The following is a 17189-nucleotide window of genomic DNA, read 5'->3' as shown; positions in this document are numbered from 1 at the left end:
AGAATATAAATATTATTGATTGGAGTGATTTCATGATATATATTATTATCTTATGGTTTCTTATTATTAGCTTAGTCTTTATTTTAATCAAACAACTTAATATCAAAAAAAATACTATCATTTGTATATTTATATCCGTCTTAATAGTTCTTTTTGTTTTAAACATAAACCAATGCATAGTCGCAGCTATTGATGGTTGTAAATTATGGTATAACTCAATATTGCCAACCACCTTTCCTTTTGTAGTTATATGTAATTTATTAATATACTACGATGGAATAAATCTTTATTCTAAATTTCTTGGGCCATTAATCTGCAAACCATTAGGCCTTTCTAGAAATTGTTCCTTTCCAATCGTAGCAAGTATACTATGTGGCTATCCACTAGGTGCTAAATATTGTGTAGATTTATACAAGATGGAATATATAGATAGGAATGAATACGAAAGACTTTTAAACATAGCGTCTAACGTTGGTCCCCTTTTTTTAATCGGATCTGTTGCTGGAACTTTATTAGGGAATGTATCCTTAGGTTATATCTTGCTTCTAGGAAGCAATTTATCAATAATCATAATGGGATTTTTGACAAAAAAAAAGAGAAACTTAAATACTCTAAGTTCTCTCCCTTGTCCAAAAAATGAAAGTATGAATTTCGGTAATGCTGTAAAAAATGCGGTTCAAAACGGAATAAACACCACATTATCTATAGGTGGTTTCATAATAATTTTTTCAGTTGTTATATCTCTCGTTAAAAACAATCCTTATATTCATATTGTATTTAGGCAGCTAGATAATATTTTAAAACTGCCTTCCCAAACTTTATACAGTATATTTTTAGGAAGCATTGAAATGACTAATGGGTGCAGTATAATCTCTCCCCTAGAAATTTCTATCCCCTTAAAGCTTGGTATAATAAGCTTTTTAACTTCATTTTCTGGTCTTGCTGTAATCGCACAAGTAAGTTCTTTCGTAAGCGATACTAAGATAAATTATAGCAGATATATTTTTTTAAAAGTAATCCAAGGAATCGTTAGTTTTATTATAACTTATGGGTTATGCAAAGTGTTTCCTACAAGTATTTATACATCAAACTTACAAATGAGCCATTCTTCAAGTTTATTTGTATATATATATCCTGCATTAACTATACTGTTATTAACACTTTTATTAAGTATATTTAATAGAACCTTGAAATTATTTTTTCATACCGCGTAATTCTTTAATGTTCTCTTTTATAACATCGCATGTACCAGTTAAATTTGTATCTATCTCTTTAGCTACTACTTCAAAACTTTCTTGAAGGCTTTTTATTAATTTTATTTTGTGTTCTTCTAATTCTTGATCTAATTGGGTTAATATTTCATCAGAATAATCCCTAGACCCTAATCTTATAGCCTTGGCCTCTCTCTGTGCTGAGGCTATAATTTCTTGTGCTCTCCCCTTGGCTTCCCTCACTATATCGTGATTTTCGACATTCTGTCTCATCATAGTCATTGTTTCTTTTCTAACAGAATCATACTCTTTTTTAGCTTCATTAAGGATTCTTTCTCTCTCGTTCATAACCCATTCAGCTTTTTTAAATTGGTCAGGCATATAGTTAATTATTTGATCTATTACATCAACAACTTCTCTTTTATCTATCATAACTTTACCGCTCATTGGCACTTTAGGTGAATTTTCCACCAAGTCTTGTAAATACTCTAATAACTCTATTATATTTACCTCCATTTTTTCCATAAAAACACTCCTTAGATATTTATTCTATAAATGCTCAAAATACCAGGAACAAATCTTAATCTAGCATTTTTAATTGCTTTTAGTATTATTAATAGCATAGCATTAATTTCAAGTTAATGCGGCTGCTTAAACACAGCACATTCTAATTATGAAAATACTTTTCCTTAAAAAATCACCGTTTATAGATTTATTCTGGACATTATATCTGAAATAATTTCATTGGGAACAAGTCCACTAATATCTCCTCCAAACCTTGCCACCTGCTTAACAGTTGAGGAACTAATATGTATATTTTTAGCCGATGACATCATACATACAGTTTCGGTATCATCATCTAATTCTCTATTAATAAACGCCATTTGAAATTCATACTCAAAATCAGAAGCTGTTCTTAATCCCTTTAATATTATATTAGTCTTACATTCTTTTAGAAAATTAACTAAAAGCCCATCAAAGCTTCGTATTTCAACATTCTCAATATCTCTTGTCACTCTTTTTATAAGTTCAACTCTTTCGCTGCTTTCAAAAAGATATTTCTTATCAACATTAACTAATACTGCAACTATTACTTTATCAAAGACCTTTGCTCCTCTTTTTATAATATCGAGATGTCCATTTGTTATAGGATCAAAGCTCCCAGGGTACACTGCAACTCTCATTGTTTACTTCTCCTCATGCTTGTAATAACATACTGTTGTATTTCCATACTTCTTACTTTTTGTTAATCTTATATCTTTATACCCTTCATAAATCTCTTCAATAGTATCTATTTTAGTAACTATTATTCCATCATTCTTTAAAATTTCATTGTCCTTAACAATTTTCATAGCTTCTGGAATCATTTCTTTGCAATAAGGTGGATCAATAAATATTATGTCAAATTTCTTTCCCTTCTTCGCAAGATTCTTTAAGCCTTCATAAGCATCTATATTCATAGGAAAACAGAAATCTTGAAATTTAAGGCTTTCTACATTTTCCTTTAATAAAGGAAAAGTCACAGAGCTTTTATCAAATAAATAAACTTCACTTGCCCCTCTGCTTGCCGCTTCTAATCCAAGGCTTCCTGTCCCAGCAAAAACGTCTACAACTACTGCCTCTGGTATATACATTTGAACTGAACTAAACATAGCCTCTTTAACTCTATCTAATGTAGGCCTTGTTTCCATTGTAGCTGGAGGTATTAATTTATGTCCTCTTGCTCTTCCTGCTATTATTCTCAAAATTTTATTCCTCCTAAAATAAGCATATAAGAAAATCTACTCTCTAGATTTTTAATTTACAATTTAAAACTAAACTCAGTTGCACACTCCGTGCTCTTTTCATATGTGAAAAGTTCCCAATTAAGCTTCACACTCTTTTTAAAGTGAAACAATCTTGGTTGCGCTTCGCGCTCTTTTTATAGGCAAAATGATCTTAATTGCACTTCGTGCTCTTTTTATAGGTGTATATTTTATATATTAACATATCTATACATAATATTTCAAATTAATTAAAGCAAATATATTTGCTACTTTTTTCCAAATTTTTACTAAGTTCATTGATTATTTCCCTATTTACCTCAAATTCGTTTTGTAAAATGTTATTCGCCTCTAATTTAGCACATCTTAAAATCTTCATATCATCATAAAGATTTGCAAGTACAAAGCCTTCATCACCACTTTGCTTCTTACCAAACATCTCTCCTGCACCTCTGAGTTCTAAATCTTTTTCTGATATTAGAAATCCATCACTACATTCTGTCATTATCTGCATCCTTTTTTTAGTCACATTACTTTTAGCCTTTGCTATTAATATACAATAAGATGAATACTGACCTCTTCCAACTCTTCCTCTTAATTGATGTAACTGCGACAATCCAAACCGTTCTGCATTTTCAACAATCATTACGGATGCATTGGGAACATTAACGCCTACTTCAATTACAGTTGTTGATATTAGAACATTAACTTCATTATTCTTAAATCTTTTTATTATTTCATCTTTTTCAGAGCCTTTCATTTTTCCATGAAGTATCTCAACCTTTAATTCCTTAAAAATTCCACTGGTAAGTTTATTATATAAAGTTTCTACTGAATTTAACTCCTCTTTTTCATCCTCTTCAATAAGAGGGCATACAATATATACTTGTCGACCTTTTTTTATCTCATCATATGCCAAATCATAAGCTATATCTCTTTGATTATCAGCATAAAATCTAGTATCTATTTTCTTTCTCCCAGGTGGCAGCTCATCAATTATAGATACATCAAGATCTGAATATAAGTATAATGCCAATGTTCTTGGAATCGGAGTAGCCGTCATAACTAAGCAATCAGCCCTTTTTCCTTTGTTTATAAGTTTACTCCTTTGCTCAACACCAAACCTATGCTGCTCATCAGTTACTATAAGCCCTAACTTTCCAAATTCCACATCATCTTGGAAAAGTGCATGAGTTCCTATCACTAAAATTGGTTCTTTAGTTCTAATTCTTTCTTTGATCCTCTGCTTTTCTTTTGCTGAAGTTGTTCCCGTTAATAATTCGATTTCTATATTAAATTCATCATAAACTTTCCTTGCTTCTTCAAAGTGTTGATTTGCAAGAATCTCTGTTGGAGCCATAAATGCACATTGGTAATCATTTTTGATCACATTAAAAATAGCTATAAGTGCAATTATTGTCTTTCCACTACCAACATCTCCTTGTATAAGTCTATTCATTGATGAATTTGATTTTTGATCTCTCAATATTTCACGTATGACTCTTGTTTGAGCATTAGTAAGAGGAAATGGTAACTTCTCTTTAAATAAGCTAAGTTCATCTACCCACTGAAAAAGTATACCATTTTTGTTTTTCTTAATTTTATGTTTAAGAAGTAATAACTTTAGTGAATATGTAAATAATTCCTGAAATTTAAGCCTTATTATAGCCTTTTCCAGCACTTCCTTATTATCAGGAAAATGGACGCTTCTAATAGCTTCATTTAATGAAATTAGAGAATATTTATCTAATATATTTTGTGGTAAATTCTCCTTAACTGTCATCTTGGACAAAATTTCATTAATTAATTTTTCAAACAACTTATTGCTTATATCACCTTTTAAAGGATATTTAGGTATGATCTCATTAGAAATAGCTTCTTCACATGTGACCATAGGATTAACCACCTCTAAAGTATTTCCTACCCTTTTAAATTTACCCATCAAATTATATATTTCTCCTATTTTAAAGGAGTTTTTTATATACCTTTGATTAAACCACTTTCCAGATACTTTATGTCCATTATAATCAAATTCTACAGTTGTTAATAATTTACCAGTTTTAGTTTTTACATCGCTTCTAAATCTAATGACTTTACACTTTAAAATCTGCTTGTCTTCTCCTGTAATATTTTCAAATTCCACATTACTATCTACAAATTCATAATCTCTTGGAAAATATAACAGAATATCTAGTATATTAAAAATTCCACATCTATTTAATTTTTCTGTGGCCTTTGGGCCTACTCCTTTTAATGTTGAAATATTGCTATATATATCCAAAGCCCTTCTCTTCCTCCCTAAACAATAAGAGCACCTAGCATTAGGCGCCCTTACTATTTCTTATTCTACTGATATTAAAAAGTAATATAGTGGTTGATTTCCTTTGTAAAATTGAATATCTAAGTCTTCGTACTTTTCTTGTAGCTCAACTTCGAATTCATTTGCATCTTCATCACTTACATCTTCACCATAATATACAGTAATAAGTTCACTTTCATCATCTATCATATCTTCTAGAACTTTACCGGCAACAACCTTCTTGTCTTCGCCTACCTCTTTTATTTTACCTTCTACAAGTCCTAACATATTTCCTTGTTTAATATCTATTCCATCAATTTCTGTATCACGTACTGCATATGTCACCGAACCAGTTTTAACTACTTCAATTGCATCCTTTAAATTAGTGAAATTTTCTTCAACTTCAGAATCATGGTTAAACATTGTGGCACATGCTATTCCTTGAGGAATAGTTGTTGTAGGTACTACTAATATATTTTTACTTGATATTTCTGCCGCCTGATTAGCTGCCATAATTATATTCTTATTGTTCGGCATAATGAAAATATGTTCAGCATTTATTTTCTCAACAGTATCTAAAATGTCCTGAGTAGATGGATTCATTGTCTGGCCACCTTCAATGACATAGTCTATTCCCAAGTCCTTAAAGATATTTGAAATTCCATCTCCCATAGCAACTGTTATAAAGCCATACTTTTTCTTTTCACCATCACCAACTTCATCTTCAGATGAAGTTTCTGTTAATTCCTTAGTATTTATTAATAGCTCTCTGTGCTCTTCTCTCATATTATCAATCTTTATCTTTGATAATTCCCCTATAGCAACTGCCTTTGATAAGACTAATCCAGGATCATTAGTATGTATGTGCACCTTTATAACATCATCATATCCAACAACTATCATGGAATCTCCAAGGCTCTCTATCTCATTTTGGAAATCTTGTGCACGTTTGGCGTCACCAAGTATTATAAATTCAGTACAATACCCAAACTTTATATCAATTTCTTCTGTAGATTTAGCTAAAGTACCATTTGCGCCACTTATTTTTATATCACTTAATTCAGCTTTAATATCATTCTTTAATGCTTCAAACATACCTCTAAGTATAATGTAAAGCCCCATTCCACCTGAATCAACTACTTTAGCCTTTTTTAGTGCGGGTAATAATTCTGGAGTTCTATCTAACATTTCTTTCGATTTAACTGTTATCTCTTCCATAAAGCCAACCATATCCTTAGCATCAGATGACACTGCTGCTTCAGCAGCGGCTCTAATTACAGAAAGTATAGTACCTTCAGTCGGTCTCATTACCGCTTTGTATGCTGACTTTGATCCCTCTGAAAAGGCTACTGCAAACTCTTTAATATCTACTTCTTTTTTTCCTTCTAGGCCTTTAGAAAAACCTCTAAGTATTTGCGATAATATAACACCAGAGTTACCCCTAGCTCCCATTAAAGCACCTTTAGCTAATTTTTTTGATATTTCCCCTATAGAATCACTATCCATATCTTCTATCTCTTTAACTGCTGCCTTAAACGTCATAGACATATTAGTTCCAGTATCTCCGTCTGGAACAGGGAATACGTTAAGTGCATTTACGAAATCACTTTGCTCTAGCAATTTATTGCTAGCATTCACAACCATGTTATAAAAATCATGGCCATTTATCTTTGTATATTCCATTTAGTTTAACCTCCTAAACTCTAACCGCTTGCACATTTACTGTTATGGACGACACCTTAAGTCCTGTATAGTTTTCAACACTATAACGTACTTTTTGAATTATATTATTAGATATAACCGATATCTTTGTTCCGTATTCAACCATTACAAATAATTCTATTTGTAATTTCTTCTCGCTTGTTAGCTGTATCTTTACACCCTTACCAAAATTCTCTATACCAATAAGTTCCCAAAAGCCTTCACCAGCATTTCTAGAAACCATTCCAACTACTCCATAACATTCCATTGTGGATAATCCAACAATTTTTGCTATAACTTCCTCTGAATAATTTATATTACCATTTTCGTTTGAAAATCCAACCATCCATATTCCTCCTAAATTCTTATATCTTATTTTCTATTCTATATTTACATCTTATTTTCTATTCTATATTAGAACAATATTTTATTCAAGTATTCAAAAAATATACACCTTTAAAAAGAGCACGAAGTGCAATTACGATCATTTGCCTCTAAAAAAGCGCGCAGCGCAACCAAGATCATTTTTCCTTAAAAAAACACAAACTGAAATTAAGATCCTTTCCTAAAAAAGCTAAAATTAAAATCAAGATCACAAATTTATAAAAAAGCATGCATATATGAAAAGAGTTAAAAGCATAATTCGGAACTTATTAACTACAATCAAGCTTACTTCCTAGAGAAAAGAATCGAATCCAATTAATATAATTCTCAATAAAAAAGCACAAACTGCAACCTAGATCATAAATTTATAAAAAACATACATATGAAAAGAGTGTAGATCACAATTCAATACTAACTAACTGCAATCAAGATCTTTTCCCCAGAAAAAAGTATTAAGTTCACTCAAGATTATACTCCACTTAGAAAACATAAAGTACAACCACATCATTTCCTTCTCTTCTTTAAAAATCTATCTCTACAAAGTCTTTCCTTCCAAAAAGTTTTTAAAACATAATCAAGAGAATAATTTACCTATGAAATAAATATATATTGCAAAAATAATTCTTCATCATAATTCTAAAAATATTTCAAGAATTTTGGCCGTAATTGTGAATTGTGAATTACAACATAATACATATCAAATTTCGGCAGGTATTCACATAAGTTTCATTTTCGCTGTAAAGCCGCATATTAACTGCCAATACATAATTTTTAATTTATAATTAATAATTTATCTTGCCTATTACATTTTCCTATGATATAATTTACACTGTCCTATTGAAGATGATTATCTTTGGAATATAAGGAGGTGTTTTCTAATGGCAAGAAGATGCGAAATTTGTGATAAGGGTGTTGTAGCTGGAGTAAGCTATAGCCATTCACATCGTCAATCAAAGAGAACTTGGGCTCCTAACATAAAGAAAGTAAAAGCTTTAGTTAACGGAACACCAAAAACTGTTCATGTATGTACAAGATGCCTTAGATCTGGAAAGGTTCAAAGAGCAATATAAGTTCATAATAAAAAATGCAATTGTTATCCCAATTGCATTTTTTATTTTTAAGGCATATGAAAGAAAATAACGAGTCTAAAATGCCATGGTTATTTTTCATCAGGCGAAGAAGCAGATCGGGCTCATAGCGAGCCTATTAGTTCAATCTGTTGATGAAGCATGATGAAAAGAGCAGCTATGCTGCAACAAGGAACTTTTCTTGGCAGATGGACTTGTTATTTTTTTGATTACGCCTAAAGCTATTTAGAAAGCTTAAAACTAAATTATACATTATGTACTTCTAGCCTTTTTTTCTAAAAAACTTTATTATATTAGATAGAAACTTAGGTAGTTTAAAAGCTATTATTTTCATTTACAAGTCCTCCCAAATATTAATATATTAAAAATTAAAATGAAAATTTAATCCGTCTTATTATATTAATATTCAGTTACTACTCAAAATGTTCCACTTTTAAATATAAAAAATAATTAAATAAGTTCATGAATATTTAGTCTATGGAATGAATAACTAATAACTCTCCTTTTTCATAAGTTATATCTATTGGTGTATCAATAAATTCATTACATATAGCTCGTGGATCTAATAAACCCAAATCATAACTTGGTAGATTGTATTTTCCACCACTAATTTGAAGTTTGCTTACTTTATCGCTTAATGCATGAAATGATATATTTTCACCATATTTGCCGTATAACCTCATTTTATTTTCTCCAAGGTAAAGTCTATTATTATCGTCTAATATTTCTAAATTAGCACCTTTTTTTTTCGTAGTTAGCATAAGTCCTATATTTCCTAGTGTATGATCCATTCTAGTTCCAGTTGCCCCGAATAGATATATCTTTTCTGCGCCTCTTTTTATCGCTTCCATAACTGCAATTTCAGTGTCAGTATAATCTTTCTCTGGTTGAAATTCCAAGACTTCCTTAACCTTTAACTTCATATTATCTAAAATTTCCTTTTTGGCAGAGTCAAAATCACCTAAAAGCAAGTCTGGAATAATATTATACTTATAAAGGCATTCACTTCCCTTATCAGCTGCTATTATAAATTCAACTTCACTAATATATTTCTTTAGTAACTTCTCTGAAGGTGGGTTTCCTCCACTTACAATTGCAACATTCAAATTATTACCCCCTTAGAGCTTTTATATTCTCATCAATTTCCCCACCATTAAACACTGCTGAACCTGCAACAATGACATTTGCACCTGCTTCTATAACCTCTTTAACATTTGTCTTATCAATACCACCATCAACTTCTATTAAAAGCCCTGGGTTCAATCTATCGCTAAGTTCTTTTATCTCTCTAATCTTATCTAGAGAATAAGGTATGAATTTTTGTCCTCCAAATCCTGGGTTAACAGACATTATCAACACCATATCCAAACTTGGTATTAAATCTTTCAATACACTTGTTGGAGTTCCTGGATTTAAAGAAATCGCTGCTTTTTTTCCTTTTGACTTAATATAATTAATTGTTCTATCTATATGTTTATCCGCCTCATGATGAATTGTAATTATATCAGCCCCAGCCTCTATAAAAGCATCTATGTAATTTGATGGATTATTTATCATTAAATGAACGTCAAATACCTTCTTTGTTCTATTTCTAATAGATTTTATAACTGGCAAACCAAAAGATATATTAGGAACAAAAGATCCATCCATTACATCTATATGAATAAAATCCGCTCCTCCTTTATCTATTCTTTCTATGTCCTCTCCTAATTTTGAAAAATCCGCTGATAATATTGATGGTGCAATCTTTACCATTTATTTTTTTCCTCCTCAATTATTTCTTCTAATGCTCTTACATAAAATTCGTATCTGTATCTATTAATCTTTTCGCTTTCTACAGCCTCTTTTAGAGCACAATTTGGTTCTTTATAATGTAAACAACCTCTATATTTACACTTATCATTATACTGTGTAAATTCAGGAAAACAATATTTTAAAGAATTTTTATCCATTAAATCCTTTATTTCTAGTGTAGAAAATCCAGGTGTATCAACAATATATCCATCTGCCACCTCAATTAACTCACTATGCCTTGTAGTATGCTTACCTCTCCCAAGCTTCACGCTTACATTACCTGTTTCCATATGTTCTTTGTTTGAAAGCTTGTTTATTAATGTTGACTTTCCTGCTCCCGATGGTCCACAAAAAACTGTTATATTTCCTCTAATCTTTTCTTCTAAACGCTCTATCCCTATTCCTTTTTTAGCATTTATAAAGAGAACCTCATAACCTATGACATTTATTCTCTTCTTTATTTCTTCTCTTTCTTCTTCCGATACTAAATCTATCTTATTTAAGCAAACTATAACCTCAATGTTATTATATTCACATAGAATTAAAAACTTATTTAATAAATCAAAATTTATGTCTGGATTCTTAACTGCAAAAACAACAAATGCTAAAGAAACATTTGCTACAGTGGGCCTAACCAATTCAGATTTCCTCTCATGTATCTCTTCAATAACGCCTTTTCCATGTTCCATCTTAATTGTAACATCATCCCCTACCATAGGTTTTATGTCCTTATGTCTAAATTTCCCTCTAGCTTTGCATTCTATTAAGCCTTGGTCTGTCTTAATATAATAAAAGCCTCCTATGCCCTTTATTATTTTTCCATTCATAATTTCCCTCCATAACTTATAAAATAAATTTATATATTCTTTTATAGAATGTTAATATATGCAGCAATGATAAATTAGATAACTTTAGGTTTAAGATTTTAATAAGCCAAATGCATAAATACAACTAGAACTTAGCAACTTAATTGCAAAATATATTAAATTCCTAAATTAGTATTTTCTATCATAGTATATTTTCTTTTTAGAGATTTAATGTAGATCTAACTATAAATATATATTGCAAAAAATAATCCTTCATCATAATTCTAAAAATATTGTAAGAATTTTAGCCGTAATTGTGAAATGTGCATTGTGAATTGCAATATATATATCATAGAAGGAGAGGTTTTTATGAACCTCTCCTTACTTATTATTGATGGTTTTGATTTGATGTTTTAGGTTGAGTGTTGTTTTGGCTGTTATTTGTATCATCCCATGGGCCTGTAGGATTAGTTGTGCCTGGAGTATTAGGAGTCTTTCCTGGTGTATCAGTAGTACCACCTGTTCCTCCAGTATTTTTATCAGGAGTACTTCCATTTCCACCCGGCTTAGTATTTCCTTGAGTAGGATTATTAGTTACAGGTGGATCTTGTTTTGCAACATATTTACCAACTGTTATAACAATTGTAGTTCCCTGCTCCACTCTATTTCCTTCTCCTGTTTGTTTTAAAACTTTACCGTTTTGACTCTCATCTTGTGTTTCTTGGGAATTTACAGATACTTTTAAACCAGCATCTTGTAATTCGCCTGTAGCTGTATCTTGGTCTTTACCAACTACGCTAGGTACTTTTGTAGTCTTAACTTCCGGTCCTTTACTTACAACAACTGTTATCTTATCATCTGCTGTTACTTCAGTATCTTTTTTCGGAGTTTGACTTATTATTTGTCCCTCTGGTACACTATCGCTAAAAGCTTCGCTTTTATCACTAATCTTAAGTCCAAAGGATTTTAAAATAGTAGTTGCAGTATCTATATCATACTCCTTCAAATCAGGCATTTTAAGTTTTGTTGCTCCTCCACTTACAATAACTCTAATCTGACTTTTTTCTTTAACCTTAGTTCCAGCATCCGGATTCATCTTAAGAATAGTTCCTTCTGGCTGATCGCTTGCTTCAGTTCCACCTTCCACTAAAACTAAATTTATAGCTTCAAGTGCTTTCTTTCCATCATCAACATTCTTTCCTACTATATTAGGAACCTCAACTTCTTTGCTGTTAGCACTAGCAGAACTAACCATTTTAAAAGCTGCAACACCTAAAACTATTAACAATAATGCTAAAACTACACCTATTGTTATTTTCATTATTCTCTTCTTGTTTATTCCACTGCCTTTTTCATCTTCATCGTCTTCATAGTAATAATCATCATCGTCTTCATCATCATAGTCATCATCTTTTTTATTAGGCAACTTTTCCTCTTGCTTTGCTATCTGTTCGGTCACAGCAGACATTATTATAGTATGATCATTGTCGTCTTCTTTATCTATCTTTGCATTAGGATCATCCTTTATTCTTTGGAGATCTGAGATCATTTCTTTAGCATTCTGATATCTCTTAATAGGATCCTTTTCCATTGACTTTAAAATTAATTGATTTAAACTCTCAGGAATCTTTGAATTAACACTTTTTGGCGGAACAACTTCTTCTTGAAGATGTTTTAAAGCTATAGTTACAGCAGTATCTGCTTGGAATGGGAGATTTCCAGTAACCATCTCATATAATACAACTCCTAATGAATATAAATCCGTTCTACAATCAATAAAATTTCCTTTTGCTTGTTCTGGAGAAAGATAATGAGCAGATCCCATTATTGTACTAGTATTTGTAATAGTTTCAGAATTTGATGATTTTGCTATTCCAAAATCAGTTACTTTCATAACTCCATCTTCTGTTACTAAAATATTTTGTGGCTTAACATCTCTATGTATTATATTGTTTCTATGAGCACAATCTAAAGCTTTGGCTATTTGAATTGCAACTGATATAGCTGTTTCATAATTCATCTTTCCAACTTGTTTTATAATATCTTTTAATGTTTTTCCTTTAACATATTCCATTACAATATAATTTATTTCATCCTGTGTTCCTACATCTAGTATATTTACTATATTATTGTCAGATAAGGCTGCAACAGCTGTTGCTTCACCTTTAAATTTTTCTACAATATCAGGGTTGTCGCAAAGTTCTTTCTTAAGTATTTTAACTGCAACAAACCTATTTAATTTATTGTCTCTTGCCTTAAATACTTCTGACATTCCGCCTTCCCCTATTTTTTCTAACAACTCGTATCTGTTTCCAAGTACAATTCCATCCATGCTACATCTCTCCTCCAAACAACAATACTGTTATATTATCTCTGCCACCGTTTTGCTTTGCCAAGTATACAAGTTTATTAGCAATGTTTACATAACTTTCTCCTTCAGTGACGACTTGTAGAATCTCTTCTTTAGTTAATTCATTTGTCAATCCATCTGAACACAATATATAAAGATCATATTCTCTGTTCTCTAACTGAAATATATCTACATTCACATTAATGCTAGTTCCTAATGCTCTTGTAATAATATTTTTCTTAGGATGATTTTCCGCCTCTTTTTCACTTATACTCCCAATATCAACTAGTTCTTGTACTAAAGAATGATCTTTAGTAATCTTCTTAATTTCATTATTTTTAACTGCAAAACAACAGCTATCACCTACATTTGCAACCTGTATAAAATTTTTAGTCATAAAACAAGTTGTAACAGTAGTTCCCATTCCACTTAAATTTTCGCTAGTGTTAGAAAAAGTAAATATATCTTTATTTACTTTTTCTATAGCTTCTACAAGCAAATTTTCTGCTCTACTCGAAGAAAAATTTTCTCTTACATAGTCAACAATATTTGTTGCAGCCATCTGACTAGCGACTTCTCCTGCATTATGTCCACCCATTCCGTCTGCCACTACATAAATTTTGAATTCGTCTCTTTCTAAATACGAAGCAGAGTCTTCATTTAATGTTCGCCTTAACCCAACATCACTAACTAAACCTACCATTTTGCTCCCCCTCTATTTCTTGGGTATTTATGTAACTTCTTCTAAGTTGTCCACACGCTGCATTAATGTCACTTCCCATTTCACGTCTTGTAGTAACTTCTATTCCATGATTTTTTAGTATTTCTGAAAAATCTTCTATTGCCTTTTTTGAAGATCTCTTATATGTATTTTCTTTTATTTCATTTACTGGAATCAAATTAACATGACAAAGCATACCTTTTAACAATTTGCCTAATGCCTTTGCATCTTCTCTGCCATCATTCACGTCTTTCACTAGCGCATACTCAAACGTAATTCTTCTATTAGTTTTATTTATATAATATCTGCAAGCCTCTAATATTTCCTCAATGCTATACCTATTAGCTATAGGCATAATTTCTTTTCTCTTATCATTACTAAATGCATGTAGTGATAAAGCTAGAGTTATGCTAAGTTCCTTATCTGCTAATTCGTATATCTTAGGTACAATTCCACAAGTAGATAATGTTATATGTCTCTGCCCAATATTTAATGCATATTCAGCAGAAACTATTTCTAGAAACTTTATAACGTTATTATAATTATCAAGTGGTTCGCCACTTCCCATTAATACGACGTTAGAAATCCTTTCATTGATATAATCTTGAACAACCATAATTTGCGATAAAATTTCTCCAGTTGTAAGATTTCTAACTTTACCTTCAATTGTGGATGCACAAAATTTGCATCCCATTGCACATCCAACTTGAGTGGATATGCATATGGAATTTCCATGCTTATATCTCATTAGTACGGATTCTATTAAGTTTCCATCCTTAAATCCTAACAAGAACTTTTCTGTACCATCTATATTAGATTTATATACTTCTATTATCTTTGGCAGACCTACAAAAAAATTTTCTTTTAGTTTTTGTACTAATGGCTTTGGTATATTCTTCATATTATCAAATTCTTTAACACCTTTATAAATCCATGATAATATTTGTTGACCTCTAAATGCACTTTCACCATTTTCCTTCATCCATGCTTTAAGTTCTTCTAAAGTAAAATCTAGCAAATTGTTCATTTATTCACCTACTATTGTCTTTTTTCTAATTTAGTCACAAAGAATCCATCCATATTTTCATTTGGCATAATAGTTAGAGAGCCATCTCTATTGTATACTAAGTTATCTTGTTTACCAATAAAGATCTTTTTCACGCTACAGTCTTTATGTCTGCTAACAAACCACTCAATATTTTCTTCATTTTCTTCTTTATTTAATGTACAAGTTGAATATATCATTATTCCATCCTCTTTTAAATACATCCATGCACATTCCATTATATCTCTTTGAACTTTTATAATTTCTCTTAACTCATTTCTTGTCTTGTTCCACTTTATTTCTGGTTTTTTTCTTATTATTCCAAGCCCTGAACAAGGAACATCTATTAAGATTCTATCACTAGATGCTATTAAATCTGGGTTTAATTTAGTTGCATCACTTGTATTAACTTCAACGTTAGTTATACCCAATCTCTCACAATTTTCTTTTATTAATCCAAGTTTAGATTCATGAAGATCATACGCTAATACTTTTCCAGTGTTTTGAAGTATTTCAGCAATATGAGTAGTTTTACCACCAGGTGCACTACACAAATCTGTAACTGTCATTCCTTCTTCCAATTCTAATAATGGTGCTATAATCATTGCACTTTCATCTTGAACTGTGATTTTTCCTTCTTGGAATAACGGATTATTTTCTATAGATTTACCACCTTTTATGCAAATTGCTTCTGGGCAAATAACACCTTCTTCAACTTCATATTCAAGTTCTTCTAATTTTTCAAATACTTCATCATAATCAGCTTTAAGTTCATTTACTCTAACACTTACTTGTGGAATTGAATTTAATCCAGACATTATTTTCTTTGATACATTTTCACCATATTGCTTTATTAAAAGTCTTATCATCCAAGGTTCAAATGAAAACTTATATGCATATTCGTCAATTTTATTTCCTACAACTTCAATATCATCAGGATTTTTAGTGAAATTTCTAAGTATTCCATTTACTAACTTTGAATCATTTTCTGATATTTCTTTTGCTTCCTCTACCGCTTCATTACAAGCAGCATAGCTAGGTATTTTATCCAAAAAGTTCATTTGGTATATTGCTACTCTTAAAATATTTAAGATATCTTTGTTCATTAACTTAAGATCTTTTACAAAGTTCGAAATTATAATATCTAATGTTTTTTTCCTTCTTAAAACTCCATAAACAATTTCAGTTAATAGTGCTTTATCTTTATCACTTAATTCTGCTTCATTTAACTCTTTTGCTAATACAATATTAGAGTAAGCCCCTTCATTTAAGACTCTTCCTAATATCTTTACTGCTAATTTTCTACAATTCATACGCTACCTCTTTACTAATCATTTCTTCTATTGCTTATAGCAATTAATCTTATTAATTGTGATACTGCCATTAATGTCGCAGCTACATATGTCATTGCTGCTGCGTCTAAAACCTTTTGTGCACTTTTAGTTTCGTCACCATATAGTATTCCTCTTGACTTTAATATATTCAAAGCCCTTGTTGATGCATCAAACTCTACCGGTAATGTTATTAGCTGAAAAATTACAACCCCTGAAAATAAAATTATTCCAAGTGTAGTTAATCCCTTAAAACCTAATAATATACCAACAAAGAATAGCATCCATGATACATTTGAGCCAATATTTACAATTGGCACAATGGAATTTCTTATTACTAGTGGAGCATACCTTTCTTTATGCTGCAATGCGTGCCCGACCTCGTGGGCAGCTATGCCTGCTGAAGAAATAGATGCACCTGAATATACCTCCGGAGACAATCTAAGGATTTTACTTGCAGGATCATAATGATCTCCAAGCTTTGAATTTATCAATTCTATTCTAACATCAAAAAGACCAGCTTCATCTAACATCATTCTTGCAACTTGTTGACCAGTATATCCATTTATTGTTCTTACTTGGCTATACTCGCTATAAGCGCTATTAATTTTGGATTGAGCCCAAAATGAAATTATTATAGCTGGAACTAATAATATCATTGTCGGATCAAAAAACGGATAAAAATGCATTATACAT

16 protein-coding genes are annotated in these 17189 nt (G+C 30.9%); 2 read left to right on the top strand and 14 right to left on the bottom strand.

What is annotated here, in order from left to right:
* Nucleotides 1-32 precede the first annotated feature (32 nt).
* On the top strand, nt 33-1214 hold the full coding sequence (gene ylbJ / locus L1S46_RS03045; protein ID WP_077305185.1) for a sporulation integral membrane protein YlbJ: 1182 nt from the start codon (nt 33-35) through the stop codon (nt 1212-1214).
* Here ylbJ and L1S46_RS03040 read toward each other — a convergent pair.
* From L1S46_RS03040 to L1S46_RS03015, 6 genes are all read right to left on the bottom strand, one after another.
* The gene (locus tag L1S46_RS03040; RefSeq protein ID WP_011968500.1) at nt 1194-1736 is read right to left on the bottom strand and encodes an ATPase; all 543 of its coding nucleotides are present in this window, start codon (nt 1734-1736) and stop codon (nt 1194-1196) included. The two genes, ylbJ and L1S46_RS03040, sit on opposite strands and share 21 nt — an antisense overlap.
* Nucleotides 1737-1915: 179 nt before the next feature.
* Nucleotides 1916-2395: a pantetheine-phosphate adenylyltransferase gene (coaD, locus tag L1S46_RS03035; protein WP_238899200.1), complete on the bottom strand. Its 480-nt coding sequence runs from the start codon at nt 2393-2395 to the stop codon at nt 1916-1918.
* Nucleotides 2396-2398: 3 nt separating this feature from the next.
* A complete protein-coding gene (gene rsmD, locus L1S46_RS03030) occupies nt 2399-2956 on the bottom strand; it encodes a 16S rRNA (guanine(966)-N(2))-methyltransferase RsmD (protein ID WP_011968498.1) in 558 nt (185 codons plus the stop codon).
* A 265-nt stretch (nt 2957-3221) separates the two neighbouring features.
* Nucleotides 3222-5255: an ATP-dependent DNA helicase RecG gene (recG, locus tag L1S46_RS03025; protein ID WP_077854309.1), complete on the bottom strand. Its 2034-nt coding sequence runs from the start codon at nt 5253-5255 to the stop codon at nt 3222-3224.
* 60 nt (nt 5256-5315) lie between these two features.
* Nucleotides 5316-6956: a DAK2 domain-containing protein gene (locus L1S46_RS03020; protein ID WP_238899199.1), complete on the bottom strand. Its 1641-nt coding sequence runs from the start codon at nt 6954-6956 to the stop codon at nt 5316-5318.
* Nucleotides 6957-6969: 13 nt separating this feature from the next.
* Nucleotides 6970-7320, bottom strand: a complete 351-nt coding sequence (locus tag L1S46_RS03015) for an Asp23/Gls24 family envelope stress response protein (RefSeq protein ID WP_077305179.1) — start codon at nt 7318-7320, stop codon at nt 6970-6972.
* 916 nt (nt 7321-8236) lie between these two features.
* Here L1S46_RS03015 and rpmB point away from each other — a divergent pair.
* Nucleotides 8237-8428 carry a 50S ribosomal protein L28 gene (rpmB, locus tag L1S46_RS03010; RefSeq protein ID WP_008424849.1) on the top strand — a complete coding sequence of 64 codons (192 nt, stop codon included), beginning with the start codon at nt 8237-8239 and terminating at the stop codon, nt 8426-8428.
* Between the two features lie 488 nt (nt 8429-8916).
* Here the strand turns inward: rpmB and L1S46_RS03005 are convergent, their stop codons facing one another.
* The 8 genes from L1S46_RS03005 to L1S46_RS02970 all read right to left on the bottom strand — a co-directional run bounded on the left by L1S46_RS03005 (nt 8917) and on the right by L1S46_RS02970 (nt 17182).
* Nucleotides 8917-9552, bottom strand: a complete 636-nt coding sequence (locus L1S46_RS03005; RefSeq protein WP_017210765.1) for a thiamine diphosphokinase — start codon at nt 9550-9552, stop codon at nt 8917-8919.
* A 4-nt stretch (nt 9553-9556) separates the two neighbouring features.
* Nucleotides 9557-10201: a ribulose-phosphate 3-epimerase gene (gene rpe, locus L1S46_RS03000; RefSeq protein WP_011968493.1), complete on the bottom strand. Its 645-nt coding sequence runs from the start codon at nt 10199-10201 to the stop codon at nt 9557-9559.
* The gene (gene rsgA / locus L1S46_RS02995) at nt 10195-11067 is read right to left on the bottom strand and encodes a ribosome small subunit-dependent GTPase A (protein ID WP_011968492.1); all 873 of its coding nucleotides are present in this window, start codon (nt 11065-11067) and stop codon (nt 10195-10197) included. The genes rpe and rsgA overlap by 7 nt, the downstream gene beginning before the upstream one ends.
* Nucleotides 11068-11434: 367 nt before the next feature.
* Nucleotides 11435-13378 (bottom strand): Stk1 family PASTA domain-containing Ser/Thr kinase, encoded by a 1944-nt coding sequence (pknB, locus tag L1S46_RS02990; protein ID WP_238899198.1) that lies wholly within the window; start codon nt 13376-13378, stop codon nt 11435-11437.
* 1 nt (nt 13379) lies between these two features.
* A complete protein-coding gene (locus L1S46_RS02985) occupies nt 13380-14099 on the bottom strand; it encodes a Stp1/IreP family PP2C-type Ser/Thr phosphatase (protein WP_011968490.1) in 720 nt (239 codons plus the stop codon).
* Entirely contained in the window at nt 14083-15144 is a 1062-nt protein-coding gene (gene rlmN / locus L1S46_RS02980) for a 23S rRNA (adenine(2503)-C(2))-methyltransferase RlmN (RefSeq protein ID WP_011968489.1), read from the bottom strand. Before rlmN ends, L1S46_RS02985 begins: the two co-directional genes overlap by 17 nt.
* A gap of 11 nt (nt 15145-15155) precedes the next feature.
* The gene (rsmB, locus tag L1S46_RS02975) at nt 15156-16475 is read right to left on the bottom strand and encodes a 16S rRNA (cytosine(967)-C(5))-methyltransferase RsmB (RefSeq protein ID WP_017210768.1); all 1320 of its coding nucleotides are present in this window, start codon (nt 16473-16475) and stop codon (nt 15156-15158) included.
* Between the two features lie 14 nt (nt 16476-16489).
* Nucleotides 16490-17182, bottom strand: coding sequence for a zinc metallopeptidase (locus tag L1S46_RS02970; protein WP_017210769.1), 693 nt, complete (start codon nt 17180-17182; stop codon nt 16490-16492).
* Nucleotides 17183-17189 lie beyond the last annotated feature (7 nt).

It is taken from the genome of Clostridium sp. YIM B02500, from assembly GCF_022324665.1.
Classification (GTDB): Bacteria; Bacillota; Clostridia; order Clostridiales; family Clostridiaceae; genus Clostridium; species Clostridium beijerinckii.
This window is presented reverse-complemented; position numbering and strand designations above follow the sequence as displayed.

Bases quoted from the DNA above. Each gene is read 5' to 3' on its own strand.
- ylbJ (WP_077305185.1), top strand. From the start codon at position 33: ATGATATATATTATTATCTTATGGTTTCTTATTATTAGCTTAGTCTTT.
- L1S46_RS03040 (WP_011968500.1), bottom strand. From the start codon at position 1,736: ATGGAAAAAATGGAGGTAAATATAATAGAGTTATTAGAGTATTTACAA.
- coaD (WP_238899200.1), bottom strand. From the start codon at position 2,395: ATGAGAGTTGCAGTGTACCCTGGGAGCTTTGATCCTATAACAAATGGA.
- L1S46_RS03020 (WP_238899199.1), bottom strand. From the start codon at position 6,956: ATGGAATATACAAAGATAAATGGCCATGATTTTTATAACATGGTTGTG.
- L1S46_RS03015 (WP_077305179.1), bottom strand. From the start codon at position 7,320: ATGGTTGGATTTTCAAACGAAAATGGTAATATAAATTATTCAGAGGAA.
- rpmB (WP_008424849.1), top strand. From the start codon at position 8,237: ATGGCAAGAAGATGCGAAATTTGTGATAAGGGTGTTGTAGCTGGAGTA.
- rpe (WP_011968493.1), bottom strand. From the start codon at position 10,201: ATGGTAAAGATTGCACCATCAATATTATCAGCGGATTTTTCAAAATTA.
- rsgA (WP_011968492.1), bottom strand. From the start codon at position 11,067: ATGAATGGAAAAATAATAAAGGGCATAGGAGGCTTTTATTATATTAAG.
- pknB (WP_238899198.1), bottom strand. From the start codon at position 13,378: ATGGATGGAATTGTACTTGGAAACAGATACGAGTTGTTAGAAAAAATA.
- L1S46_RS02985 (WP_011968490.1), bottom strand. From the start codon at position 14,099: ATGGTAGGTTTAGTTAGTGATGTTGGGTTAAGGCGAACATTAAATGAA.
- rlmN (WP_011968489.1), bottom strand. From the start codon at position 15,144: ATGAACAATTTGCTAGATTTTACTTTAGAAGAACTTAAAGCATGGATG.
- rsmB (WP_017210768.1), bottom strand. From the start codon at position 16,475: ATGAATTGTAGAAAATTAGCAGTAAAGATATTAGGAAGAGTCTTAAAT.
- L1S46_RS02970 (WP_017210769.1), bottom strand. From the start codon at position 17,182: ATGCATTTTTATCCGTTTTTTGATCCGACAATGATATTATTAGTTCCA.